Origin of the sequence: Kamptonema sp. UHCC 0994, from assembly GCF_029167235.1 — a bacterium.
GTDB lineage: Bacteria > Cyanobacteriota > Cyanobacteriia > Cyanobacteriales > Microcoleaceae > Kamptonema.
In genome coordinates this window covers 21,356-47,194 of sequence record NZ_JARFTR010000242.1, presented here as the reverse complement: position 1 = coordinate 47,194, position 25,839 = coordinate 21,356, and the positions used below count along the sequence as shown (strand labels likewise).

At 40.5% G+C, this 25,839-nt stretch carries 17 protein-coding genes; 16 read left to right on the top strand and 1 reads right to left on the bottom strand.

Features of this window, described 5'->3' with window-relative positions; all coding sequences use genetic code 11:
- Positions 1 to 104 precede the first annotated feature (104 nt).
- Positions 105 to 2,675, top strand: coding sequence for a type IV secretory system conjugative DNA transfer family protein (locus tag PY364_RS21365; RefSeq protein WP_275526068.1), 2,571 nt, complete (start codon positions 105 to 107; stop codon positions 2,673 to 2,675).
- Positions 2,676 to 3,084: 409 nt separating this feature from the next.
- Here the strand turns inward: PY364_RS21365 and PY364_RS21360 are convergent, their stop codons facing one another.
- Positions 3,085 to 3,288, bottom strand: coding sequence for a hypothetical protein (locus PY364_RS21360; protein ID WP_275526066.1), 204 nt, complete (start codon positions 3,286 to 3,288; stop codon positions 3,085 to 3,087).
- A gap of 36 nt (positions 3,289 to 3,324) precedes the next feature.
- Between PY364_RS21360 and PY364_RS21355 the strand changes: the two genes are divergently transcribed.
- From PY364_RS21355 to PY364_RS21285, 15 genes are all read left to right on the top strand, one after another.
- Positions 3,325 to 3,528, top strand: a complete 204-nt coding sequence (locus PY364_RS21355; RefSeq protein ID WP_275526064.1) for a hypothetical protein — start codon at positions 3,325 to 3,327, stop codon at positions 3,526 to 3,528.
- A 189-nt stretch (positions 3,529 to 3,717) separates the two neighbouring features.
- Positions 3,718 to 4,095: a hypothetical protein gene (locus PY364_RS21350; RefSeq protein WP_275526062.1), complete on the top strand. Its 378-nt coding sequence runs from the start codon at positions 3,718 to 3,720 to the stop codon at positions 4,093 to 4,095.
- Positions 4,096 to 4,113: 18 nt separating this feature from the next.
- Positions 4,114 to 5,580: a type IV secretion system DNA-binding domain-containing protein gene (locus tag PY364_RS21345; protein WP_275526060.1), complete on the top strand. Its 1,467-nt coding sequence runs from the start codon at positions 4,114 to 4,116 to the stop codon at positions 5,578 to 5,580.
- A 78-nt stretch (positions 5,581 to 5,658) separates the two neighbouring features.
- Entirely contained in the window at positions 5,659 to 6,297 is a 639-nt protein-coding gene (locus PY364_RS21340; protein WP_275526058.1) for a hypothetical protein, read from the top strand.
- Between the two features lie 92 nt (positions 6,298 to 6,389).
- Positions 6,390 to 6,593 carry a hypothetical protein gene (locus tag PY364_RS21335; RefSeq protein ID WP_275526056.1) on the top strand — a complete coding sequence of 68 codons (204 nt, stop codon included), beginning with the start codon at positions 6,390 to 6,392 and terminating at the stop codon, positions 6,591 to 6,593.
- An 82-nt stretch (positions 6,594 to 6,675) separates the two neighbouring features.
- Positions 6,676 to 7,482 carry a hypothetical protein gene (locus PY364_RS21330; protein WP_275526054.1) on the top strand — a complete coding sequence of 269 codons (807 nt, stop codon included), beginning with the start codon at positions 6,676 to 6,678 and terminating at the stop codon, positions 7,480 to 7,482.
- A 40-nt stretch (positions 7,483 to 7,522) separates the two neighbouring features.
- A complete protein-coding gene (locus PY364_RS21325; protein WP_275526052.1) occupies positions 7,523 to 10,993 on the top strand; it encodes a CHAT domain-containing tetratricopeptide repeat protein in 3,471 nt (1,156 codons plus the stop codon).
- 165 nt (positions 10,994 to 11,158) lie between these two features.
- Positions 11,159 to 12,040, top strand: coding sequence for a hypothetical protein (locus PY364_RS21320; protein ID WP_275526050.1), 882 nt, complete (start codon positions 11,159 to 11,161; stop codon positions 12,038 to 12,040).
- A gap of 101 nt (positions 12,041 to 12,141) precedes the next feature.
- The gene (locus PY364_RS21315) at positions 12,142 to 13,362 is read left to right on the top strand and encodes a hypothetical protein (RefSeq protein ID WP_275526048.1); all 1,221 of its coding nucleotides are present in this window, start codon (positions 12,142 to 12,144) and stop codon (positions 13,360 to 13,362) included.
- Between the two features lie 111 nt (positions 13,363 to 13,473).
- Positions 13,474 to 14,355 carry a hypothetical protein gene (locus PY364_RS21310; RefSeq protein WP_275526046.1) on the top strand — a complete coding sequence of 294 codons (882 nt, stop codon included), beginning with the start codon at positions 13,474 to 13,476 and terminating at the stop codon, positions 14,353 to 14,355.
- 99 nt (positions 14,356 to 14,454) lie between these two features.
- Complete coding sequence (locus PY364_RS21305) at positions 14,455 to 16,236, top strand: ATP-binding protein (protein ID WP_275526044.1); 1,782 nt, start codon at positions 14,455 to 14,457, stop codon at positions 16,234 to 16,236.
- Complete coding sequence (locus PY364_RS21300; protein ID WP_275526042.1) at positions 16,223 to 17,347, top strand: DegT/DnrJ/EryC1/StrS family aminotransferase; 1,125 nt, start codon at positions 16,223 to 16,225, stop codon at positions 17,345 to 17,347. The genes PY364_RS21305 and PY364_RS21300 overlap by 14 nt, the downstream gene beginning before the upstream one ends.
- Before the next feature lie 208 nt (positions 17,348 to 17,555).
- Positions 17,556 to 18,284 (top strand): hypothetical protein, encoded by a 729-nt coding sequence (locus tag PY364_RS21295; protein ID WP_275526040.1) that lies wholly within the window; start codon positions 17,556 to 17,558, stop codon positions 18,282 to 18,284.
- A 19-nt stretch (positions 18,285 to 18,303) separates the two neighbouring features.
- Positions 18,304 to 19,626 (top strand): DUF1822 family protein, encoded by a 1,323-nt coding sequence (locus PY364_RS21290; RefSeq protein WP_275526039.1) that lies wholly within the window; start codon positions 18,304 to 18,306, stop codon positions 19,624 to 19,626.
- Between the two features lie 18 nt (positions 19,627 to 19,644).
- Positions 19,645 to 25,620, top strand: coding sequence for a tetratricopeptide repeat protein (locus PY364_RS21285; protein WP_275526037.1), 5,976 nt, complete (start codon positions 19,645 to 19,647; stop codon positions 25,618 to 25,620).
- The last annotated feature ends 219 nt before the right edge of the window (positions 25,621 to 25,839 follow it).

The window sequence follows — 25,839 nt, the reverse complement described above, 5'->3', positions numbered from 1 at the left end:
GAAATCAAGCTTTAATTGATGCTGGTCTAGTGCAGGCAATGGAACGAGTCGCGGGGGTACTGACTCAGCGGGGTGATTCTCAGCAAGCTGAATGGTTAAGGCAGTTGGCGAATCAGTTACAGTTGGGGTTAGCAAGTCCGTCACAACTAGAAAAAACAGAGGATAGACTGGTTTACCGACAGGTGAGGTCTTTTGAGGAGCGTTTTGGTAAACCGCACCTTTATTTGGCGTATCATGCGGCTTTTCCTTTGGCGTTGACTCCCGATTTATTATATAAAATTTGGGCGAATTTTCAGCGAGATATTGAAGATAAATTGTTGAATATTCCTTGGGAAGCGGTAGCGGATGTGCTGCTTTCTGGTTTGTGTAAAGAGGTGGGGGGAGAAGAACTTTATGAGATGGATTTGGCAGGGCGAAATGTGCTGCTAAATGAGTTGAAGGCTAATCCTCGTTTTGGGGAGGAAAGGCTTAAGAATTTGTCTGAGTTTGTATTGGAATATATACAAGAGCAGATTCATAGTGATGACTCAAATATTAGGGATTTTGCTCAGGTGCAAAAATGGACGGCATTAGCTTATACAAAGCCGGATAAAGCGGCGCGGGAGTTGGCATTAGCGCTGCGTGAAAAGCTGCAAGAACAGAATAAGGCAGAGTTGGTGAGAATGGCATCGGTGGTGGAAACTTTGGCAGAACCATTGGTGGGATTTGAGCCTTTATTGGTTTATTCGCGTGGGATGGGTAAGTTGGCAAGGGGGGATAATGAGGAGGCTTTTGAGAAATTTAGAGAGTTAGGTGAATTGGGGGATTGGATAAGGGTTGCTGGCGTTAGGTTGCCTCTAATAAGCGAGAATTCAGTAGATAAAAGTAGTGGAATTGTAAGTTTTGCAGATCGTTTTGAGCCTAGTAATATCGGTAAAAATCACGAAAATATTTATATAAATTTAATTAAAAAATTGCTGAATTGTCCTTATGGAGAAGAACCAAATGTTTTGAATAGTTACCTATACTTATTAGATAGAAATTTAGTAAAAACAATGGAACTTTATGCTGAATATTTATTAAATAAGAATGAATTTAATGCGGCTTATTTATTTAAAAATATGGCTCGATGTTTGTCCTATGCTTTTGATGAAGTAGATAGGCAAAAGCAGCAGAAAAAATTTGCATCGCTTGGTACGGATACAGCTAAAACTTTGCTGTCAAATACCCAATCTCAAAGTTCTAACTATAGTAACAACAGAAGGGGTAGAGGTTGGAGAATAAATATGAGAAATTTATTAGATCGATTATCTCAAGCTTTTCAGTATATAGACAGCTTAACCACTAACAAAGATATTTTAATATTGGGATCGGGCGAGTCAATTAAATCCTCGGATAAATATAGAGAAATGTTTGATTACTCACAAACAGCTAATATAAATGAAGCAAAAAGCCTGACTAATGGTAGCTATAACAATGGAGACTTTTGGCTGGGAAAATATATAAACTTTAAACGAGGTAGAGTTACGATAGGGAAAGATATTTGGATTCCAAACCATCTTTTATTTCAAGGAGTTTTAATAGTTGGCCCTACAGGTGCTGGTAAAACAGCGTTGCTCCTTAAGTCCGTTGAAAACTTTGTTTTTCAAGGTAACTTAGTCTGTGTTGATATTACTGGTGAATTACATTATAAACTGGTAGCTATGGCTAATAAGGCAGGAGCAAAATTAGTAATTTGGGGTCTAAACAACAGCGCCAACAGTATCGTTTGGAATTTTTTAGAAGAGTTAGAAAAATTTGGGACTGAAAAAGCAACTAGGAAGATCGCAGAAGCTCTCTACGGCAATTTTGATAGTACAGATCATAATAGCAGCTTTTATATGCGAGACATTATATGGCTGACTGCGATTCTGGCTATTGTTGTTGAAGCGCGTCGGCAAAATCTCATAAACTTTAACCCCAGTGATTTACCCCAATTAATTATAAACAGGAGTGCTATACGAGCTTTGTTAACGAATTTGCCCGAGGCTGATAAGCGCTGGAGATCGGAACTTTATTCCTACCTGAATATTCCCGATGATAGGTTTGGGCTGGCGATTACTTATTTACAGAATAAACTAAGTTTTTTAAAAAATCCAAATGTAAAAAAAATTTGCGATGGTAATAGTGAGATTTTTTTGTTGCAGGCTCTAAATGGAACGTCGAGACATAATATAATTATCAGCCCACCGCTGGGTGAATTAAGTTCTTCATTGGCTGCCCTTATGATTAACTATATAATGGAGGTGATGTATTGCCGAATGAAAAATCCCAACTATCAATGGATTCCTACTTATATTATTTGCGATGAAGCACCTCGATTAAAAAATATTGATTATGAAGAGCTTACAGCTATTAGCCGTAATGCTAAAGTAGGTGTTTTCCTAGTGTGCCAATCTATCGATCAATTCTCTGGAAAGGCTATGATAGCTCTAGACAACTGCCGGACACAAATATTTCTACAGGGCGTAAGTTTTAAAACAGCGGATTGGTTGAGCAAACAACTAGGTGAATATAACCAAGTCCCCATTTTGGGAATTAGAGAGATCGCTGCTCGACCTTATAATATATTACCAAGTGGATTTAGTGCAATCGTGCGGATGAATGCAGCAAGAAGCCCATTTACAAAACCTTTTTTAACAGACTACTCATTTTGATATAATTATCAGATAAATTCCATAAAATATTAGCGTAATAATTTTATGAATAATTAAATTATTATTCACAGCAATAGCTAATTCAAAAATAATTTTTCACTTTGCTGGTAAGTATTTTTTACCTTTTAATAACCCCTACTTTACCCTCTGATGAAGAGAGGACTAAATCTCACATCCAAGAATTACCTGAGTCTTTGGGAATTTATGGGATCGCGTATTTTACCCCTCTTTTGTCACTCTCGGCAGAGAATTTTCTAGAACTACTGGTTTGTAAGGCTTTCGCCGGGCGTTGCCTAAATTATTGAGAATGGCTAAAATCCAGCGATCGCAAGGTGAAAGCCTTTTTCTCTGACCAAAGTGACAAAAGAGGGTTACAGCGGTTTCCGCTGTTATGAGGTACAGTCAGAAATTACCAAACTAATTTATTACAGTCGTTACCTCTATATTTGGTGTACCTCACTACTGCGGAAACCGCTGTATCTTCAAACAAAACCTCAAAACCCTCTCCCGTCAACAATATCCCTTCGCAGCACCACACTACTGGGCGGGTTTCATCAGTTCCGGCTTGCGCTAACTCTACCCCACACTTCGCATAAAACCAACAGTTTGTCACGATACATCCCTAGCAGAGTTAAACCAGACAAATCCTATGCCTAGACCCCAGCAAATCGATCGCATTATTCAACAGCGTCAACCCCTAGCCCAAAAAATCACCAAAGTAGAAGCACAACTAAACCAACTTTCCACATTACTCAGCGAACTACAAACCTACTGCGATCGCCTCCTCACCCAACTTCCCGACCCAGTAGCGATCGCCCAACTCCACCAAGTCGGATCTAGCAAAGCTCAATAAACTCGTATGACGGTTCAACCCTAGACAAAATTGCATAACTGAGTCGAACTCTAACGATACAGATATACAACCGTTGCAAAGTTTCCCTTACAGGGAAGGCTGTTGCAGCAAATTACTGCTGCCTTGTCTTTACCCACGCAGGCAGAACTAACGGATTGAGTACGCACACTTTATGTATGCGAGGAGTTTATGGAAAATTTGTTTTTCTCTTTGTTAATGCAAGTCTTCAGCTTGACGTTTCAGGTCTGCTTTTGGTTATTGCAATTGTTAGTGCAAACGGTATTACCGTGGTGTTTCCGCCATGCCTTTTACTTCAGCAGTGGGGTACTGTTTGTAGTTTTAGCGCCTATGGTTCAAGTCCAAATTGACAGCTTACTTGCTTTTGGTATTGGAGTTAGCATTGCCGCCGCTCTTGATTGGTTTCTGAGTAACGTTGATCCGCTTTATCGACAAATTGTGTTTGGAAGTATTGGTTTGGCAGCAGGTTGGGTTCTGAATATGGGGCCTTTCCCTCTCCTAGCTTTAGCAGGTTTATCAGTTTGGCAATCACAGCGTTATTTGAACTGAGCCAGAGGAGAATAAAATATGAATCAGCCTCATTCTTCAAGTGCTTTACGCAATCAAATTATTCCTAGTAGCCTTTGTGGGGCTTTAGTAGGATCGGGTATTGCATTTTATATCTCAGTGCGTGATTTAATACCTTTTATGCTTGCCGGAGGTGGAGCAAGTACAGGGATGACAGTATTGGTCGATCGGCGCAAGCGTAAGCTCAATCAAACCGAAATTGGCGGTCGAGAAAGTGTTGGCAGTGAAGAACTAAACCGACACCTGCAACGCCAACAAAAGCAATATAAGGGTGTGGTGAATGAACCACGTTTACAGTTAGCTAATGTCCGACTAACTACAGAACAAGAGTGGTTGAATATTTTTATTGTCGGACGTGCGGGTGCTGGGAAGACTCAGGCTTTGATTCAATTACTAGATACCCTGCGACAACGATCGGATTTTCGAGTCGTGATTCTCGATCGCAACGGGGAAATGTTGCGATATTTTTACCGCGATCGCGATTTGATTTTCAACCCATTGGACGATCGCTCTGTAACTTGGAGTCATACCGAAGAAATGCGATCGCTCCCTGCTTTGGAAATTGCCAACTCGTTTATACCCATTTCTGAAGATACCCAGGATAAGATTTGGTACAAACAAGCGCAATTGCTGTTAGCGAATATCTGGAAAAAAACCGCTAATAACGAAGAAGTTCGTCAAATTATCAACGGTAGCGCTCAAGATATGCGGATGTTACTGCACGATACACCTGCAATTCAGTGCTTTGAAGATCCCAAATTAGCTGCAAGCGTGCGGTTTACATTAAATTCTCAGACTGAGTGCTATGAGTATCTGAGCGATCGCGGACAATCATTAAGCTTCTATCAGTATGGGCACAGTGACGATCCACGCTGGCTGTTTTTGCCCTTACTGGAAGGGCAAACATCAACGCTCAAAACGCCGTTGAGTGCAGCGATCGATCTGGTGATTCGCGGCATTCTCAGTAAAGATCCATATCCCATGATGAAAACTGCGATCGTGATTGACGAACTAGGGGCATTACAGAAGTTACCAACCTTAGAACGCTTACTAGCAGAAGGGCGTAAATTTGGAGGAACTGCCATCATTGGCACACAAACAGATGCCCAAATGACTAAAACTTATGGCATTGAATCAACTCGCATTCTGTTACAAAACACTTTTACCAAGCTGATTCTCAATTGTCCCGATGCTGAAACTAGCCAGCGCATGGCGGATCTGATTGGCAAGCGCCGCTACTGGGAAATTCGCGTCGCGATTAATCATAACTTAGGACGAGGAGAGCGATCGGAAAACATTCACCACGAAAAGCAAGAGGAATACACAGTTCAACCAACCGAACTGCAAATGATACCCAACTTAGAAGGCTATTTAGTCATAGGTGGGGATAATCCCGTTGCTAAGATTCGCGTGCCGATTCATACTCAAGCACCAATAGCAGATGCTTTCGTACCGCGCTCTATTTAATTAACCTACACGACTGTAGAGATGTTGCAGGCAACGTCTCTACAAAAAACAGAACTTTAACATTTTAGGAGGAAAATAATGAACCGTTCTAGAGATAATCTGATTGCATCAACGCAAGGTAGCCGTCAGGAGTTTCTGCATCGCCACTACTGGAATACTCAAGATGGGCAAGAAATGGCTCAGTTTTACAATCAACAATTGAGTCGAGGTAAGTCAGAAATTTCTAAGGTGATGGGGGAATCGATGGGCGATCGCTATGTCACTGAGGTTCTAGGTTATGAAGAAGTATTTCACGGTGATAGCAAATCTATTAGGCAAGGCTTTGATAGTTTGTATCGCGACCCCCAGAAAGATGAATTGGTGGTAGTGGAATTTAAAGGGCAGGGTTCTGGTGAAAGCACACTACAAAAGCAAACTGCTTGGACAGTAGAAACTTGCGAGAAAATTGCTCGTCCACAGCCATCGTTTCCTTATAACAACGTTTCCCAGTATGAACAAAATGCGGCTAAAGAAGTATTGAGAAATTATGATGGAGGAAATCGGATGCGTTATGAGGTCGTGCGGACAGAGATTGACCCAAAAACGGGAGAGTTTTGGACGCAAATAGAAAAACAAACCTATCTAGAGCAAGGATTAGAGCAATCTTATTCAGCGCAAACTCTGACCCAAGAACAAAGGCTAACTCACGATTTAGATGTGGGAATGAGTGCCTTTTGAGTGCATAATAATGCCGATCGCTACCGATAGAGAAACATCCTAAAATTTACATATATATACGCAGTGCGTTTAGCTTCAGCATCAGGTGGACAATGCGGGAGGAGCGATCGCATGGCCCAACAGGAGAAGCTGCACGCCGGGATGATGCTAGCTGCTACGACTACCAACCCGTTGCCCAAATATGGGAAAATCGAGTTTCGGGAGGTAAGCTGCTGTGGGTGATCGCTCGCACCGTCCATCTAGATGAAGCCGGATGGTTGCCTCGTCATGGCTACCGGGTAGTGGAATTAAAATAAAAAAATTTGAGTTGTTTGCAGAACTTTAGCGATGTTTTTGGATACAGAACTAACCACACTGCTCTAAAGGAAAAATTTACCTATGGACGAAAAGGACAAGCAGCCATCTCCTGAGCCAAACGAAAAGTCCTCTGAAACCGAACTGAACGACTATCTGAACAAGCTAGCTTTGGAAACCCAGAGGCATTCGCCTAAAAGTTTTGAGGATGAGCGAGCCTGGACTAGACTGGTTTCAGAACTCAAAAAACCTGGTCGGCTTCCAAACCCAAAGCATACATCTGCATTATCTGCCAGTGAGTATAGTCAAGTTTCGGAGGTAACTAAGCAAGAAACGGATTTGGCACTTGTCCAATTTACTCGGCGAAAGCAGTTTGACCCTCAAAAGGGAAATATTTTACACTTGGCAAGACATATCCAGTCTAAAAAACATATCGATGCCTGTCTCGATCATGAGGGTATTCATCAAAGAAGAGAGAAGGGGGAAGCAGTCATAGATGTTGTAGTTTCAGCCGACAAACCAATCAGCAATCATCAATCAGGCAATGCCGAAGAATCAAAAATGACTTTCTTAGACCAATTTATTTCCGAAAAACAAGAACCTTCTTTTTTAGAAAAATTCAGGGAAATTGTTGTAGAGAATCCTGAGAATATTTTCGGGAAACCGATGAGGGAGCGTAAAGATGTTAATTTACAGAAAATAACTCTATTGTGGTTAGATGGATACACTTGGGGTGAGATAGCAAAAATATTGGCAGTCAAAGTTGGGTCTGTTAGTTCTTTCTTTAATCGAGGCATCAAAGACAAAAACCTGGTAGCTAAGGTAAAATCGTATTGGGTACAGTTGTTATTCATTGTAGCAATTATTTTAAACTGTTGGGACATAAATTAACCAACCCAAATGGCGTTGATAGCATAAGTGAGCATCAAAAATGGATGAGCAGCGTCTAAATGCTTATCTAAATCTGGTACAACTACTGCTGACTTGTCCGAATGGACAAGAGGGAGAGGTTTTGAATGCTAACCAGGAACTCATTGATGCTCACTTAGTCCTTATCTTGGAGCAAGTAGCAGAAAAATTATTGGTTGAAAATGGTAATAAAGATGCAGCAGCCTTTTTGGAAAACCTTGCCTTTCAAATTAAGGCTTTCTTAAACAAGTTATTAGGCGATGAATCATCAGAAAATTATTTAACTTTTTTATTGGAGATTTTACAAGCTATTTCAGACAGTGATGCTAGTCCGCAAGCAGTTTACCCTATTTTACAGTCAAATATAGATAAACTTAACACACAATTGGTTTCAGTTCTAACAAAATGGGGAACTAATGCTTTAACTCAACTTGTATCCGATCAAGCAGAATTTATAGCGTCAACACTCTGTAATTTTGGAATTATAATTCAACTGTTTCCACTCGGAAGTAGGGCTGATAATTTAGAAATTGCTATGGCAGCTTATGAAATAGCTATAATGGCCTTTGGAAAAGAATCTTACCCTTTAGAATGGTCTAATTCAAAAATTAATTTAGGAAGAGCGTATTACAACAGGATAAGAGGTGAAAGAAGTGAGAACTTAGAAAATGCTATTGCTTGCTATCAAGCAGTTTTAGAAGTCTACACTTGTGAAAATTTTCCAGAGCAATGGGCAAGTTTGCAAAACAGTCTTGGCAATGCTTACAGCGATCGGATCAGAGGGGATAAAGCAGACAATGTAGAGATAGCAATTGCTTGCTATCAATCAGCTTTACAGGTTTACACTCCTGAAGCTTTTCCCGAACAATGGGCTACGACTCAAAATAATTTGGGTGCTGCTTATAGTTACCGCATATTTGCAGATCGTTCGGAAAATTTGGAAAAAGCTATACATTGTTACCAGAATGCTTTACAAATTCGCAGCCGTGAGGATTTCCCACAAGAGTGGGCAGCTACTCAAAATAACCTGGCTACATTTTACAACAACCGAATTCGAGGGGATAGGGCTGACAATTTAGAAATGGCTATTTGCTGTTATCAGAATGCTTTACAGGTTTACACTCGCGAGGCATTTCCTTCTGACTGGGCAATGATTCAAAATAATTTAGGAAATGTTTACTTCAACAGAATTAAAGGACATAAATTTGAAAATTTGGAAATAGCAATTGAATGTTATATACAAGCTTTACAGGTACGCACTCTTAACCAATTTCCTGAAAATTGGGCAACAACTCAAAATAATTTAGGGACTGCTTACAGTAACCGAATCAGAGGAGATAAAGCTGATAACTTAGAAAGAGCGATCGCTTGTTACGCAGCAGCATTAACAGTGTACACTCGTGAAGCATATCCTGAAGATTGGGCAACGACGCAAAATAATCTGGCAAATGCCTACTTATACAGAATCAGGGGAGATAGGACTGATAATATCGAGCAGGCGATCGCATTTTACAGTGCTGCACTCGAAGTCTACACCCGTGAAGCTTTTCCCAAAAATTGGGCAATGACGCAAAATAATCTGGCTAATGCCTACCGTAATAGAATCAGGGGAGAGAGGGCTGATAATCTTGAGATGGCGATCGCATTTTACACTGCTGCACTCCAAGTCCGCACCCGTGAAGCTTTTCCCGAAAATTGGGCAATGACGCAAAATAATCTGGCTGCTGCCTACAGTAACAGAATCAGGGGAGAGAGGGCTGATAATCTTGAGATGGCGATCGCATTTTACAGCGCTGCACTCGAAGTCTACACCCGCGAAGCTTTCCCGCAAAACTATGCGGAAACCTTATTTAATTTAGGTCTTGCCTATCGAGAAGTTCCCAACTTACAGTTAGCTTATAATACTTTTGCTGATGCCATTAATACTGTCGAGTTCCTTCGAGGTGAGATTTATTCTGGCGATGAAGCTAAGAAGAAATTAGCTGAAGAATACAACCAAATCTATCAAAATATGGTGGAAGTTTGCATAGAACTAAAAAACTACACCGTAGCTATAGAATATGCCGAACGCAGCAAAGCACGTAACTTAGTTGAACTCCTTGCCAATTGCAACTTATACCCCAAAGGAGATCTCCCAGCAGCCGTCCAAAATGAACTGCAACACCTTAAAGCAGAAATCAATCTCGAAGAACGTCGCTTTGCTGCCGATTCTACACTAGATAACACCCGCCTCAATCAACTGCGTCAACGCTATAATGAACTTTATCCCCGTGAAGGGATCAAGTTTGACCAAATTCAACAACTGATTGACGATCAAACCGCGATTATTGAATGGTATCTTAACAAAGATAAATTTGTTGCTTTTGTCATTACATCCGCTTACCCCCCAATCCAACTCTGGGAATCTTCTGAACAAGACTTAGAAAACTTAATTGACTGGGTAGAAGAATACTTGCAGGACTACGGCAATAACAAGAGCCAATGGCGAGAGCAATTTTCAGATCGCCTTCAACGTCTTGCTCAAATACTACATATAGATCAGATAATCAGCTATTTACAGAGCGGGTGCAATCGACTAATTTTGATACCCCATCGCTTCCTGCACTTGTTACCCCTTCATGCCTTGCCCTTAACTGCCTATCAACATAGCCTGCTAGACCACTTTCCCAAAGGAATAAGTTATGCTCCAAGTTGCCAGATGTTGCAATTAAGCCAAAATCGGAATCGTCCTGATTTTAAAAACTTTTTTGCCATTCAGAATCCTAACAAAGACCTAAATTTTACTGATATTGAAGTTGAAGCAATCAGGCGAGACTTTGAGCCTAACGATGATGTCTTAGCCAAGGAATCTGCCAAAAAAGAAGCATTGAATAGCTCTCGTCTTCTTAATGCTCATTGTGTTCATTTTTCCTGTCACGGTTACTTTAACTTTGAATCACCTCTAGACTCAGCTTTGGTCTTGGCTGGTGCAACAAATTCTACTTGGGGAACACTAGAAGATTCCAGTTATGAAATTTGTTCACGGGAAACCAAAAAACCTAATTTAGAAAATTGTCTTACGTTAAGAGAAATCTTCAAGCTCGATCTTAGTCAATGTCGCTTAGTAGTTCTATCAGCTTGTGAAACTGGGTTGATTGACTTTAGTAGCCAGAGTGATGAATACATTGGTTTGCCTAGCGGCTTTCTAGTTGCAGGTAGTACCAATGTTGTTAGCAGTCTTTGGGCAGTGGACGATTTTTCTACAAGTTTCTTGATGATTAAGTTTTACGAGAATCTGCAAAGTCAAAACTCTGTAGCTACAGCACTCTGCCTAGCTCAAATATGGCTGCGAGATGCCACAATATCTGAACTAAAGCAGTGGATTGATACAAATCAATTACCTTTGAATAGGAAGGAGGAGATGGCGTTGTATCTCCAGTTACATCAAAATAATTCTAAGCCATTCCAAGAACCTTACTATTGGGCCGCTTTTTGTACTATTGGTCAATCCTAAACTCACTACTTAAGCTATGTTCGATAGCTGACTTATAGTAGAGAAAATGATATGCGATCGCTGTGGTAGTGTAGCTCTTGTGACATAAGTACGTTTTGATTGCATAACAAGGCTGCTCAATCTCGATATGGCTATAGAAGCCAATCGAAGCCGAGAGTTCTAGATATGGTCAAAACCTCTATTGCTGCTGCAACGATTTCCAGCGTGGCGATCGCCCTCACACTCAGCAGTTGCAAACCCCATCCGTCTGAAGCTAGTCTACCCCAAACGGGTCAACCCATTCCCGAAGTTGCCCAAGCGATCGCCCAGCAGCCTCATCAAAGTGCTCCTGCTACCGTTGGTATTTTTCCAGACCTATCTGGAAGCATGACTTCAGCCCGCGTTGCACCCGTTAAATTTGAAGACTTCCAAGTAGTATTTGATGCACTCCAACAAACGGGGGGAACCATTGCTTTCGGGGCAATTTGCGATCGCAGTAACCAACCCTTAGTGCGGGCTACTTTGCCACAGCCACCCCGTTTAGAAGCCAGCCAATTTAATAACCCAATCAAACCCGAAGAGCCTAACTCTAAGCGGGGTAATCCCTTCAAAAACAAAAAAATCAAAGCCGAGTACGATCAACTCCTACAAATTTATGAACAGCAATTAGCCCAAGATCGTCAAACCTTAGCTAACTTTCAACAGCGCCTTGCCACTTTGAAAAAAGAAAATCAAGCACAAATTGCAACGATTAAACCCCAAGTTGTAGCTATCCTCAATCATCCCCGAAACTGCCAAGCAACTGATATTCAAACTGCAATTCAACGAGCAAACTTGCTATTTCAGGAACCTAGTTCCGGTTTTAACCAACCACCTCGTCGCTTTGCTGTTTTTATCACCGATGGCTTGGATACCTTTTCCTCCCAAGCAGCACGGTTAAGTGCAGATAAAGTTTTGCTGGTTAACGGAACTCCCGGTGTAGGCATTTTTCAAACCGTTCCCCACAGCCGCTTTGAATCTCCCCAAATTGCTGTAAACCATCTGAGCAAAGCGATCGGGCAACCCTAAATCTATGAAGGTGCGTTCTCCAACGCACCTTACCACAGATTTTTGCATAAATCACTTTTTTCTAATCGACTACTGTCTAAAGAGCCACAGGAGAAGGTTTTATGTACGACGATCCTAATATTCCCTTGGGCGATGAAGGTCGCCGTCGTCGCGATCGGCGCGACCAGTACCGTCAACGTCGCCAAGCAGAGCAAGCAGAAAACCAACGTCGCCAAGAACAACAAGCTCAAGAAAGAGCTACCGCCCGTGCAGAAACCACACGACAACGCACTCAAGAGCGCTTAAATCATATCGATGAGAAAACAGCTTCGCAACTGAAGCTCCTCTACAAGGCGGGTGCCAAAAAACAAAAAGTTGAATGGAAATTAAGGCATTTAGAAGACCGTAGTCCAGAATTTATCGAACTTGGTCCCCGCCAAACCATTCTGTTTATTGTGGTTTTACTCGGTTTACCTGCGGTTGTCGTCATTAATCTACTACTGATTGCTGCCCCAGTCGAATACATCGTTGGCCGGAACCTAGATGAAGATTCCCCATTGGTTCAATTTGCCATCTTTGTAGTTCCTATTTTACTGCTAATCGTAGAAATTGTGATTTCTGTCCAGTTGCGACGAGCAATGGATGAAGGAGAAGATACTCGCCCTTGGCGCATAGCAGGCTGGGCATTCATCATTATTACTCCAGCTTTAATTTTGGCAACAGCCATCGCCCAAGGAGATTTAGCTTCTCCAGAAAATTGGCCAGCAATGATCGCTCTCATTGCCCTAGCAGGAGTTACAGATGCCTCCATTGTCTTTGGCGGCGAAATAGTTGATGAAGCACTCGCTTACTTTTACTTTCAATGCCGACGAGGTTTACTTCAGATTCAACTTCTTCAAGCTATCAGCCTACTTTGGGTCGCTGCTCGTAAGGTGGTGACAACTTTTAACCCTTATCTACAAATACTTGACCGCTACAACAATCAACATCAAGAGCAACCTATTGCCGCAGGTCCTTTTAGCGAATGGTTTCGTTTAGGTGTCAACACTGCTTATGGCTATCAAATAATTCCCAATCCTAATTACCCACCCCTACCTGCGGATAATCCTATTCCAGATTCCCCCTTTACGCTACGTTCTCCCCTTCCTCCTGCGAGGGATAACTTCTCCCAAACTCAGGAAAATACAGCACCACCAGCTCCACAACCTGTTTCAGCAGAAACAACTCCCATCCCTGATGCTGAAGCGGAACCTGACAACGATGGGGATGCTGCCGAAGAGGAATACCGCCGCAATCTACAAGCAGAACAAGTCCGCCGTGCGGAGGAATCCATTGAACCTTAAACCATCTGCAATTAGCTTCTGTGTCTTGGGGTGTCGTTCCCCACCTCAAGACGATTTCTTCAAATTTTCATTTCAACTTTTTCCACAAACAAGATTTCAGGAGATGTTCAAATGTCTGCCATTACTCGTCGCCCCACCATTAACCAAGTTGCATCAGTGGATTTAGGTAAAAGCATGAAGCTATGCGGTCAAGTATTACAAACATCCGTGCAACTCATGGGTAAAGCAGCCCAGTTGGTTTATCAATCTGCAATCAAAGCAACTAACCAGCCAGAAGCTAACCTCAGTCAATCTATCTCTGCTCAGTCCGTATTTCAAGTGCAACAAAATCAACCCAAAATTGAGCAAATGGTGCAGACACTGGCAGAGCAGCACGGGCTGTCACAACTGGAAATTTTGCAAGTCAGCACCTTAGTTACTGCCAGCCAATTACAAGTCAATTCCCCCCAATTACTAGAACAAACATTACAACCATTAATGTCTGCTTCTTCTTTAGGAATTGCTCAACAAGCCAGTCACAACAGCTTACAGCAACTATCATTGGCACACCAAAATGTATTTGTGGAACATTTGACTCGAGCTTGCACTCAAGCTGCTTTCAAGGTCGGTTTTAAGCAATTGGAGCAGCCACCCGCTTTGGTTGGTAATACGATTCGGTTAGTCGCTAGTGATGATACAGGTAAGAGTTTAGTCACTGAAATTCAAGTCGATCCTAACCAACCAGTAAGTTTAGCAACTGAATTATTAGGCACAAGCGATCGCAGTTGCCAAGAAATTCTTGATGCTTACGATCGAGCTTTAGAAGAAGCTGGAGTTCGTTCGGGTCGCCCAGAGCGCAAAATTACTGGTGGTATTTACGAATTAGATGCCGCCCGTGAATTTGTCCGGCGCACGGTAAAGCCTAAAACTCAAGATCAAAGCAAAGCATCTAGTCGCAGCCAACAAACCACTCGTCCTTTACCCCAAAAACGTCGCTTAACTCAGCAGCAGTAAAGACGTTAATAAATAACCCCTTTGATAACTCTGGATTAATTGTTCTCAAAGGGGAGCTGCTACATCAAATTTTTGATTAAATCTAAAGGAATTTTAGTCATGTCTCATCCCTTTGCACCTGTCATTGAAGCTTATCTTGAAGGTCGTAATGCCCTGTTACTATCGGGTCGAAACTTACGGGATTTAGATTGTTATCCAAATAGCGATCGGATTGGACCACTTTTAGAAATCTTCCGTCAGGAACTTCGACAAACATACGGTATGGCTTTAATCACTTATGCCCGTGCCGAAGGTTTAAATTACGATCCCATTGGATTAGGGAATCAACGCGATCGCCAAACCATTGAAACTACTCTGCGTGACCATCATTTGCTGGAAATTCCCCAAGACGACCAAGAAGTGGCATACATTGTCCGAGGTATTGCCAACTTATCTCGTGTTTCAATCCAGAGTAAGTGGTCAGATAACCGGGAGATGCGCTTTTGTTTATTGTTACAGTTTGCCGAACATTTAGTTCCTCACGGCAATGGTAATCCGCCCACAGACAATCAATTAATTGCAACTGAACTGTCTCACATCACAGCCCAAAGTTTAGCTTTGCGTTCCAGTGGTAATTTGCTGATTTTTCATAGCCATGATGAATCGCTGATCGCTCCTTTAGTACGAACAGCTTTGCATCCGATTCGTTTACCCCAACCCGATCAAATTGGTAAACAGCAGTTTCTCACGGTTGCTCGTCGAACCTATACACAAGCAACCTTAGAACCTGAACTTTCTTGGGAGAGCGTTGCTTTTCTTTGTACTAATACTCCTAATCGTGGACTAGAAAGTTTATTACGAGCATCCCATCGCAGCCAGCGATCGCTGACAGCGCAAGAATTAGTCGCCCAAAAAAGTGCTGATGTGCAAGCGATTTCCGAACAAACTCTGACTGTGCTTAACACCTCTAGTATTAAGAGCGAGCGCCCTCTGCAAGGCATCAACAGCGCCTACCCCCAATCTCTCCTAGAGCAATTTGCGAAGGCTTTAGCCCAAGGTAATCTGCAAATGCCAGCTAATGTGTTGCTAGTAGGGCCACCTGGCACAGGTAAAACCGAAATGGCTTTGCTAACTGCTAAGAAGGCTGGAGTTTCTGCCTATCAGATGCACTCCCCTAAACGCGGCATTGTGGGAGAAACTGAGAGATTATCCGAACTACAACAGCAAGTTTTGCGGGAGTGGATTCCCAACTTCGCTTTTGTAGACGAAATTACTGAAGCTTTTCCGTTAGAACGGAGTGAATTCGACGGAGATTCGGGAGCCACCAAAGCTGTTGCTGCTACCTTACTGACTGCCCTAGCAGACGAAAGCCGACGGGGACGATCGCTACTGGTAGCAACGACTAATTGTCCTTGGCGCATCGGTGCGGCAATGCGATCGCGTTTTGTGATGATTCCGGTACTTCATCCCCTGTCTACGGACTATCCCGCCATTTTAGTCACAACAGCCCAGAAAGTCGTAACCACACCATTATCGCTAGATCCAAACCATCGAGCGATCGCCCAAGCTGGAGAAATCTTTTATCACAAAGGAGCTAATCCACGACATATTCGTGCCGCCTTGAGTAACGCCTTGCTCATCAAGGGTTCGCTCACACCAGAGACAATTTTATTCGCTGCCCAGGACTATTGCATCGCCAGCGACCAAACATCGGCTATCTACAGTGACCTGTGGGCGATCGCGGCTTGTTCGTCTAAATCCTTCTTTCCTTGGAGTGCTTGCCTTGATAGTTATGCTTTTTCACAGCATTTACAAGGATTAGTCGATTTAAGAACTGGGGAAATTAACCGCACTGAACTGGAGAACCGCATCGAGGAGTTAAAACCCCATGCTAATGTCTAAATCACTACTCAATCTTGCTCAACAGGCGATCGCACAATACTGGGAAGAATTGACAGATCATCCAGATGCGGCTGGTATTCATCTCTATGGAAATGGTGCAGTTGCCCAACTGGAAGCCAAACTTACCCATCACTACGGAGTCAAGTATGCTCTGTGTGTTTCTAATGCCACGATGGGTTTACTGGCAGTAGCTATGGCGTTGGATTTGCAGGATGAAGTATTTATTACCACACCCTACACTTATGGTGCGTCCTTAGCCGGATGGCTAAAATTGGGAAATCACCCTATATTTGCCGACATTGACCCCGAAACTTTAACGCTCAACCCCAAAGCTGTTGAGCAACAGATTACACCTAATACCAGAGCAATTCTAGCTGTAGATATCTTTGGTCATCCATCAAATACCCAAGCGTTAAGGCAAATCGCGGATGAGTATGGATTGTGGTACATTGCAGATGCAGCCCAAAGTTTGGGAGCATACCGGGATGGGATGCCTGCCAGTGCCTTAGCTGATGCGATCGTCGTTTCCTTCACTGTGGGTAAGTCTGTTTTTGCAGGTGAGGGTGGTGCAATTTTAACTGACAATGCCGAACTATATCAAAAGCTTGTTTGGCTAACTCAACATCCTTACCGCCAGAAGCGAGATGTCGGGTTATTTCTCGATAATGAATTTGGTTTGAATAGCCGTATTCATCCTCTGGCTGCGGTGATAGCTAATGCCATTTTTGAGGGAGCTTTAGCACAGTTGCAAGTTCACCAGGCAGATTGTTTTCGCCTAATCGAAACGTTGAATGCGATCGGCTTAACACAACCAATCCGATTTCAGCAGCAACAGATTATACCTTCCTTTTTTCGCTTAACTGCTGCTGTTTTGGAAGATGTTTCTGAAGCTGAGATCCAGTCAGCGTTGAAAGAACATGGGCTTTCAGTAATTCTCAGTCCACCCCCAATCCGGCTGATTTATCGGCAACCTTCATTCTTAGCTATGTACAGTCAACCAGTCCGAGAATGTCCCATAGCTGAACAGCAAGCATCCTTGCGAGTCAGTTTTGAGTTTAATCGATGTGCGATCGCTGCTGCTGAATTTGAGGCTTTGCAATTATTAACGTGATAATTGCACTACCAAGGCTTGTAGAGGCATTCATTTTTACACTTCCCGATTGTCTATTTCGGGCCTTATGGGAAAGCTTGAGCGCCAAAAACCTAGTCTCCAGCCGTGGCCCAAGCTCTGAGTTAAGAAAATCGGCATTGGATGAGGTGAGGGGTGCATTTCTGGGTAATACTGGGAGCATCCCCTTTTTTCTCTGATTCGTGACCTTATGGAAAATCAGGATGAACGGATATGTCAACTGATACGAGAAGTGATTCAGTACCCAGACGGCAGCACACAGCAGAAGCAAGCTCTCGATAGGTTACCAAGGCTTATTTCTAAGGTACCAGGTATCTACAAAGACAACAATCCTCAGATTAATTACCAGGATGCTTTTAACCAAGCACTTGCAAATTTGGTAGGTGTCTCCCTCAAACAAGGGACCGTCAGTGGAAAAAATATCCGCAGTTTTATCCAGAAAACAAAGCTTGATTTGGATAATGTTGAAGCTAAGCTCATCCGAGAACATCTGATTAAATGGTTTAATAAAATTCTTAAACGAAGAATTTTAGATCTCTATCGTATTTTAGGGCAGCAGCCTTTAAGCCTAGATAAGCTTATGAATGGGGAAGAAGGAGGAGCCACCTATTTGGAACAATTACCCGATCTTAGTCCCAATGGATTTGAATTACTTATTACAGAAGAGGATTTGCAAGAAAACCAAAAAATTGAGGCTGAACTAAAACAAAGCTGTGAACAACTAACTGAGCTATTAAGCTGTCATCCTCGTGGATATTTTCATTGTACCTGCCATGAATTAATTAGAAGACGGTTACTAATACAGCCACCCCAGAAATGGGAAGATATTACTGTAGAATTGAATGTACCCTTTGGAACTATTACATCTCATTGGAAAAGGAAGTGTCAACCTCTTTTAAAGAATTTAGCAAATTTGTAGTTAAAAAGGAGCAAGCGTTATGGAAAGTATAGAAAAGTTTTCGATCAATCTTCCTTTGACACCAAAGGCCCATGAATATGCGCGAAAGTTTGCTTCTGAGCAATCTACACGCGATAAAGTTAAGCAAGTTTACTTAAATACCCTAGCAGTTTATGCAGTTCACATTTTTTTGAAATGGAGTGAAGTAGAGACAGACTTAAGCGCGGGAGACAGTTGGAATCCTGTTATTAGGCGCTTTAATAATGTGGCTGATTTGGTAGTACCGGAACTCGGTAAATTAGAGTGTTGTCCTGTTTTGCTTGGAGAAAAAACTATTTCTTTACCACCAGAGGTTATAGAAGACCGAATAGGTTATGTCGCTATTCAATTTCAAGAAGATTTGAAGCAGGTTCACTTGTTAGGATTTATTTCGGTATTAGCTCCGCAAGAACTGCTAGAGCCACTGGAATTTGCCAAACTTCAGCCAATAGAAAATCTTATTGATTATCTAGATCGTCTTGACCTAGCTGCTGACTTTTTACGGGGTGATGAAGAGGTAGCAATAAAAGTTAGGGAGAGATTAACAGATGAACCTATTTCAGAAATTGCTGCTCAACTAGAACGGATTTACCGAACTTATGACAGATATGAGTGGCAATATGCGGGAGGTGAGTTTTTAGCCAGTTATCTACCCACAGAGGAAAGTGTCGCTTTCCGGGGTGGTACACCAGTTATGGAAGCGCAACAAAATAACTTGCAAGATTTGGCTAAAGAATTGCTAGAAAAGCTAGATGAAATCTGGGGAGATAATAATCTAGAAGAAACTGCACCAGTAACAGCAGGAAAAGAGCAAACAAATCAGCTTATTACTACCCCAAGAGTCGCATCAATACCTGGAATGATAAAACTGAGTGACTGGTTACAAAATATTGACAGTCTTCTTGAGTCAGGTTTTCAAAGTTTGGAAACTTTTCTAAATACCTTACAAGGAAATCAAGTTTTCAGGTTTGCTACCGCACCTCGTTCTCGTAGCGCAGAAACAGAAGAAACTTTCATTAGTGTAACTGGAGTTAAGGAAATACAACTTTCAGAGTATTGTTTAACTTTAGTGGTGGGTTGCCAATTAGAAAGCAAGCAAACAACAGGCATTGTTTTAAGATTGTATCCGACTGGTGAAAATACATATCTCCCTTCTGGTGTACAATTGATAGTTTTAGATGAATCCGAATATGTTTTTTTAGAAGCTGTTGCTCGCAGTGCCGATAATTGGATGCAATTGGAATTTCGGGGGGAGCCTGGGGAGCGGTTTAGTGTTAAAGTGGCTTTAGGCGATGCTAGTATTGTGGAAGATTTTGCGATCTAATCTAACCAGGAGAAAGCGGTGGAAAAGTTAGTGGTGCTGACTTTTGCAGAGGGAGACTTGGACAAAGCAGGTTTTCCGGTAACATTACAGATGGCAGACGAGGGTAAACCTCCGAAGAGTCAGGAAACAGGCTCTTTACCGCCAAACCCAGAAATGGTTGAGTCTTACAACAGTTGGAAGGTAAGTTATTATGGCTTTATGGGGGTAAAGGTTAGATTAGAACCACCAGCAGGACAAGCAACTAACTTCTCAATTGGTAATGTTAAGACAAACGCTGAGAATTTGAGGCAAAAATTTAATCAATGGTTAAAATCGCAGCAATTTAGTCCTGTTAGGGAAGAATTGCTTGCCTATTTAACAGAAAATGATGAAGTGAGGTTAATTATCCAAACTTCAAATATTGTTCTACGAAAACTTCCCTGGCATCTTTGGGATATATTGGAACGTTACTCTAAAGTAGAAATTGGTGTCAGTACGCCCAAGTTTAAACAAGTAACATCAGCCAAAGTTGCTAATAATCAAGTTAATATCTTGGCAATTTTGGGCGATAATGAGGGGATTAATGTTGAAGAAGATCGAAAAATTTTAAATTCTATTCCGGGTGCGAAAATTGAGTTTTTAGTTAAACCAAATCAACAAGCACTCAGCGATCAATTCTGGGAACAGTCTTGGGATATTCTATTTTTTGCCGGACATAGCCGCACGGACGGGGAAACAGGAATCATATATATTAATCGGACTGAGAGTTTGACTATTCCTGACTTAAGGTATGCGTTGAAAAAAGCGATCGGAAAAGGCTTGCAACTGGCTATTTTTAACTCTTGTGATGGTTTGGGGTTGGCTCAGAATTTAGCTGATTTGAATCTACCTCAAATGATTGTCATGCGAGAACCGGTTCCTGATAAAGTGGCACAGGAATTTTTAAAATATTTTCTGGGTTCTTTTTCGGGGGGTCAGTCATTTTATTTAGCGGTTAAGGAGGCGCGGGAAAAATTGCAAGGTTGGGAAAATCTGTTTCCCTGCGCTACTTGGTTGCCGGTGATTTGTCAAAATCAGTTAGAGATTCCTGTGAATTGGAAGGATTTATGCAGTATTTCTAATCCTAATACAGATCTTTCTTATTTTTTAACTACCCCACCCGATTATCCTGATTTTTATGGAAGGCAAAAAGAATTAGAAGAAGTTGAGAAAATTGTTAACTTATCTAAGAATCGTGTTATAGCGATAGTGGGAGAACCTTTAGTCGGAAAAACTTACTTTGCATCTCAGTTAGCTCAACGAATGAGTCAACAATACAAAATCTGTTGGCTGAGTGAACAACAATTTGCTGAACAAGAAAATTTTACTATAAATGACTTGCTCTATTTACTTAATGAATTTCTCAAAAGTTATGGTGAGTTGGGATTTATTCAAACCTATAGTCAACAAAAAGAAGAAGGTATTGAAGTACCAATTAGTAGTAAAATTGCTAGATTAGTTGAAGTTTTAAAAAATGGCAAGAAAGGAAAATATGCAATTTTCATTGATGGAAAAAACCGCTTTTCTGATTTAAAGTATTTTGTCGAACGTTTTTTAAGTCATGGTGGTGAAAGTAAACTCATCTTAATAGATAATTCTCAACATATTTCTTTCCCAAGAGCGATCGAGGATAAAATCTTTCCATGCGCCGTTAAGGGATTTAGCAAAGAAGATGCCATTGATTATCTTAATCAAAGATGTGAAGGTTCTGGGCTTGAATGTTCTTTAGAGGATGTAACTGTGATATTTGATAAAACATCCGGACATCCCGCCGCGATTGACCTGATTATTGCTAATCGTCTCAAAGGGGCATCCTTAGAACAAGTATTAAACGAGCTAGTTAAGTCTGAAGAACTACGTCATAAGTTATTAGAAGATGTTTCCAAAACTCTTAATCAAAAAGAAGAAGAAGCATTTCGTCGTCTCTCAGTGCTTCGGATACCTGTTTCACGTTTAGCTTGGAGATATTTCGATATCTCAGAAGATATTGGAAATTCACTCTTGGAACGTCGTTTGTTGAGCAGAGAAGGTTATGATAACTTTAAGATTCATCCTTTATATGCTGAGTTTTGGAGTAAGTCTCAGTCCAAAGAGGAAATATTATTATGCCATGAAAAGGCAGCTAATTATTACTGGGAAAAAGGTCAACAAAGTTTACCAGAACAATTGGATAGACTTGCTTATCTCGAAGCACAATATCATTTTCGAGAAGCTACACAAGATGAAAAAGCAGCAAAAGTTCTTAACACTTTGGTAGGTCGCATACATCAAAAGGAGCGACTTCCTTCAGAAAGACTACCTGCATTAAAAGTATGGCTGCTCAATCTTGAAGATTCTATTTTTGCAGATAAACCCTGGTTATTACTGGAAAAAGGTCGAAAGCTCGAAAAAGAAGGTATTTTTGACAAAGCTAAAGAGATTTTCTTACAAGCTTATGAAATCTTTGAACACAAACAAGAGCAATTGGGTACTTCTGTTGCATTGTACTTTGTAGGAAAGATGTATGCTCTTATGGAGCAGTACCAATTAGCTATTAATAGTCTGGAGTCGGTTTTAAACAAAGCAAAAAGTATGGATGACAAGCCGATGCAGATTCGTACTTTAGGGAAAATGGTTTCTTGTTATACGGATTTGCGTGAGTATGAACAGGCTCAAAGTGCCGCTATTGATGCTTATGAACTATCGGTTGATTCTGGCGATAAGTTAGGTCAAGCGTTAACGTTGTATCGTCAGGGGAAAATTTTACGTCACCAAGGTAAATTTTCAGAAGCGGAGACATATTTTAACGATAGTGCTAAGGCTTTTCAGGATTTAGGAGATGTTTATCGAGAATCAAAATCATTGGCTAGATTAGGGATTTGTCAAAAATTACAAGGGTTATATGAAGAAGCCAAGAATAATCTTAAAATTGCTATTGATCTGAAAAAATCTATTAATGATGATCATGGACGTGCGCGAGACTTAGACTCTTTAGCAGATATTTACACCTTTCTTGGAGAATATGATGAGGCTGAGGAGTGTTATAAAAAATCTTTGAAAATTAAAGAAGGTTCTGACCATATTGAGCCGGATTTGTACGGTCAAATTAAAACCTACAATAATCTAGCCAGGCTGGCTTTATCTATAGGTCGCTTTAGTGAGGTTGAAAAATTACTTCAAGAGTCAGAAAAAAGAATTGATAAGCAAAAGCAAAAGCACATAGGAGTCAATGGAGCGAGGTTGACAATATTAGTAGATTTACAATTTACTGAAGGCGAGTATCTGAAAGCATTAGAATCTTGCAAGGAAGCAGCAAATTGCTTTAACCCTTCAAATGGAAATGCACCTAACAGTTATGCACGAGTTTTATGGAGTTTTGGTCGTATTTATCTAGCTCTCTGTGACTTCCCTCAAGCCAAAAAATATCTTGAAGATTCTCTCAGTTGCTTTGAAAAGTATGAGATGGATTATCATCGAGTATTAGCTATGACATATATTAGTCGAGTAATGGTTTGGGATAACCCACAAGAATCTCAAATTGAGAATCAGAAAGCTATAGACCTTGCTAAAACGATTAAGACTCCAATCGCGTTAGCAGCATGCTTAGAGACTCAAGGAATAATCGAAGAAATCAAAATATTGAGTTATTTGGATTTGAAGAAAAACGGCGATCAACAACAAACTGTAACATCAACTACAACTACAGTATTGGAATACTACGATGAAGCACTGCGCCAATTAAATGCTCAGAAAGTTATTTGGGATGTAGCTCGTCTTCAAGTTCAAAAAAACTTATGGGTGATTACTGTTAAGCATTTATTGGGTCAGCCAATATTGCCTGATGATGCCTATGGTTTATTAAATTCTGAACCTTTGATTAGAGAAGTTTTAAACAAATATCTAATCAATAGCAAATATCTTCTTACTATTCTAAATAACTTGTCTCACAAACTAGCTTCAAACCTAGCAACACAAGCTTTAGAAGTTATCTCTCCCATAGCACTTCGTTTTGGACTCAATACATTGCGAGATGAAATTGAGGATCTAGCTTTTAAATTTCAAAACCCAAGGGAAGAATATACCAGGATCGAAAAAGAATTGCAAACCAGATTCCCTAATCGGGAGGAATTTATACAAAAACTAAAGGTTGATTTAGAAGAATTATTAGAAGTTGAGGAAATTAACGCTGAGGTATATCCTAGAGCTAAAAGGATTTACAGCATTTACAGGAAAATTAAAGCCAGAAAAGTTTCATTAGATAGAATTCTTGATATTGTTGGAATCAGAATTATTACAAACACAGAGGATGAATGCTATAAGGCTCTTGATATTGTCCGGGATTTAGGAACTACTTTTGCAGGAGAAGGGATTTTGAAGGAAAGCCTGCGAGATTATATTAAATATCCCAAAAAAACTACGGGCTATCAATCTATACATATCAATATTTTGTACGGAGAACCAGATCCGCGAATTGTTGAATTTCAAATAAGAACATACAAGATGCACTTAGCCGCAGAAATAGGCATTGGGTTTTTTGGATTAGATCAGGCGACTCACCGCCGATACAAAGATCCTTCACGGTATGCTCATCCTTCATCAAGAAAAAATTATGAACTTGTAGGACGGAAGCGACTAAATTTGGTAATTGAATGTACGAAAAATAGTGTAGAAAAATTGCATAAAATAATTCAAGATAAATTTGATTTATTAGGGGTAAATGTCGATGCTTTACCAGAGCAAAATATGATTATTTTAGAGATTGAAATTGCCTCAAAAAAGCTTAAATTATCATCTTATGTAGAGGGTGAGTTAGAAAAAATTCTCGAACAAACTTTAGAAGAAATTAGAAAAATTGAGGGTATAGCAAAAGCAGAAAAAAAATGCAGTGAATCTCTCATCAAAGGTCTTGGGCTTTCTATAGAAGAAAAAGCATTGCTAATTCAAAAGCTAGTTGATGAGGTAAATAAAGACATTTACGTTCTCACTCCCAAGAAAGATGTAAAAAAATTGCGGAAAGGCTCCACTCCTATTGATTTTGCTTATCGGATTCATGAGGCAGTCGGACATCATTGCACTTCTGCAATAATAGATGGACATATTGTGCCATTGAATACTCCACTGAGTAATGGAAATATCGTAGAAATTATTACCCAAAACAATAGCCACCCAACAGAAGACTGGCTAAATATTGAAGGCTTTGTCAAGACAACTAAAGCCAAAAATAAAATTCGTCATTGGCTAAAGCAGAAGCATCGCGAACAATACATTAATCGTGGTCAAGAATTGATTCAAGATGAGATTAATAAAAATCATATTAAGTTTAAAATTAAGTCAAAATCTATGCAGACTGTGGCTGAAAGATTGAACTATCAAGATGTTGATGATTTACTTGCTGCTGTAGGAGTTGGCGATCTCAAAGTTAGTCGAGTTATTAATACTATTCAAAAAATAGAAAACCTGCAACAGCCTGTGGTGGCTGAAACAGAAGAGTTATCTTTTCCAATGACATCAATCTCACCCAAGACCGATACTAAAGATGGAGATTATAAATCTGCAATTTTAGGGCTAGAAGGGATACTTTATCGTACTGCTCGTTGTTGTTATCCAATTCCAGGCGATAACATTATTGGCACTATTAGTCGTAAAAATCAGTGTATTTCTATTCATCATTCAGATTGCCAAAATCTAAATAAGATTCCTAATGAACAAAAAATATCTATACAATGGGATCACACTAAAAATCAAAATTATCATGCTAGAATTCAGATTGAAGTTAGTGATGAAGCAGAAGTTCTTAGTAAAATACTCAAAATTATATCTAATGAGGAAAAAATTAATATTTATGATCATAATCATAAGCGCTTGAATTCTAATCTAGCTTTGATTTACTTAACGATTCCAGTCAAAGATGTTAAACAATGTCAATATCTAATTGGAAAGATTAAGAAAATACCGGAAGTTAAGGATATACAAAGAATTAATCCAACAGTAAAATAAAAATTCATCTTTACTATAAATTGTTAAAGCGCTCACATATTCCTATTCCTTATCAGCAATTAATTCTTGAATAACGGGATTTAGACAAATTTGGAGCTAAAATCAGGCTCTATCCCGCGCTGGCAAAGCGATTTAGTTCGATAGGGTTTTAGGAGGCTCAAACCTAGTCACAGCAAGAAAAAGCATAAATTTACCTTAAACTCTTACTGTGACTGGATT

Bases quoted from the DNA above. Each gene is read 5' to 3' on its own strand.
- PY364_RS21290 (WP_275526039.1), top strand. From the start codon at position 18,304: ATGGAAAGTATAGAAAAGTTTTCGATCAATCTTCCTTTGACACCAAAG.
- PY364_RS21295 (WP_275526040.1), top strand. From the start codon at position 17,556: ATGGAAAATCAGGATGAACGGATATGTCAACTGATACGAGAAGTGATT.
- PY364_RS21315 (WP_275526048.1), top strand. From the start codon at position 12,142: ATGTACGACGATCCTAATATTCCCTTGGGCGATGAAGGTCGCCGTCGT.
- PY364_RS21330 (WP_275526054.1), top strand. From the start codon at position 6,676: ATGGACGAAAAGGACAAGCAGCCATCTCCTGAGCCAAACGAAAAGTCC.
- PY364_RS21325 (WP_275526052.1), top strand. From the start codon at position 7,523: ATGGATGAGCAGCGTCTAAATGCTTATCTAAATCTGGTACAACTACTG.
- PY364_RS21340 (WP_275526058.1), top strand. From the start codon at position 5,659: ATGAACCGTTCTAGAGATAATCTGATTGCATCAACGCAAGGTAGCCGT.
- PY364_RS21320 (WP_275526050.1), top strand. From the start codon at position 11,159: ATGGTCAAAACCTCTATTGCTGCTGCAACGATTTCCAGCGTGGCGATC.
- PY364_RS21305 (WP_275526044.1), top strand. From the start codon at position 14,455: ATGTCTCATCCCTTTGCACCTGTCATTGAAGCTTATCTTGAAGGTCGT.
- PY364_RS21355 (WP_275526064.1), top strand. From the start codon at position 3,325: ATGCCTAGACCCCAGCAAATCGATCGCATTATTCAACAGCGTCAACCC.
- PY364_RS21335 (WP_275526056.1), top strand. From the start codon at position 6,390: ATGCGGGAGGAGCGATCGCATGGCCCAACAGGAGAAGCTGCACGCCGG.
- PY364_RS21310 (WP_275526046.1), top strand. From the start codon at position 13,474: ATGTCTGCCATTACTCGTCGCCCCACCATTAACCAAGTTGCATCAGTG.
- PY364_RS21345 (WP_275526060.1), top strand. From the start codon at position 4,114: ATGAATCAGCCTCATTCTTCAAGTGCTTTACGCAATCAAATTATTCCT.
- PY364_RS21350 (WP_275526062.1), top strand. From the start codon at position 3,718: ATGGAAAATTTGTTTTTCTCTTTGTTAATGCAAGTCTTCAGCTTGACG.
- PY364_RS21300 (WP_275526042.1), top strand. From the start codon at position 16,223: ATGCTAATGTCTAAATCACTACTCAATCTTGCTCAACAGGCGATCGCA.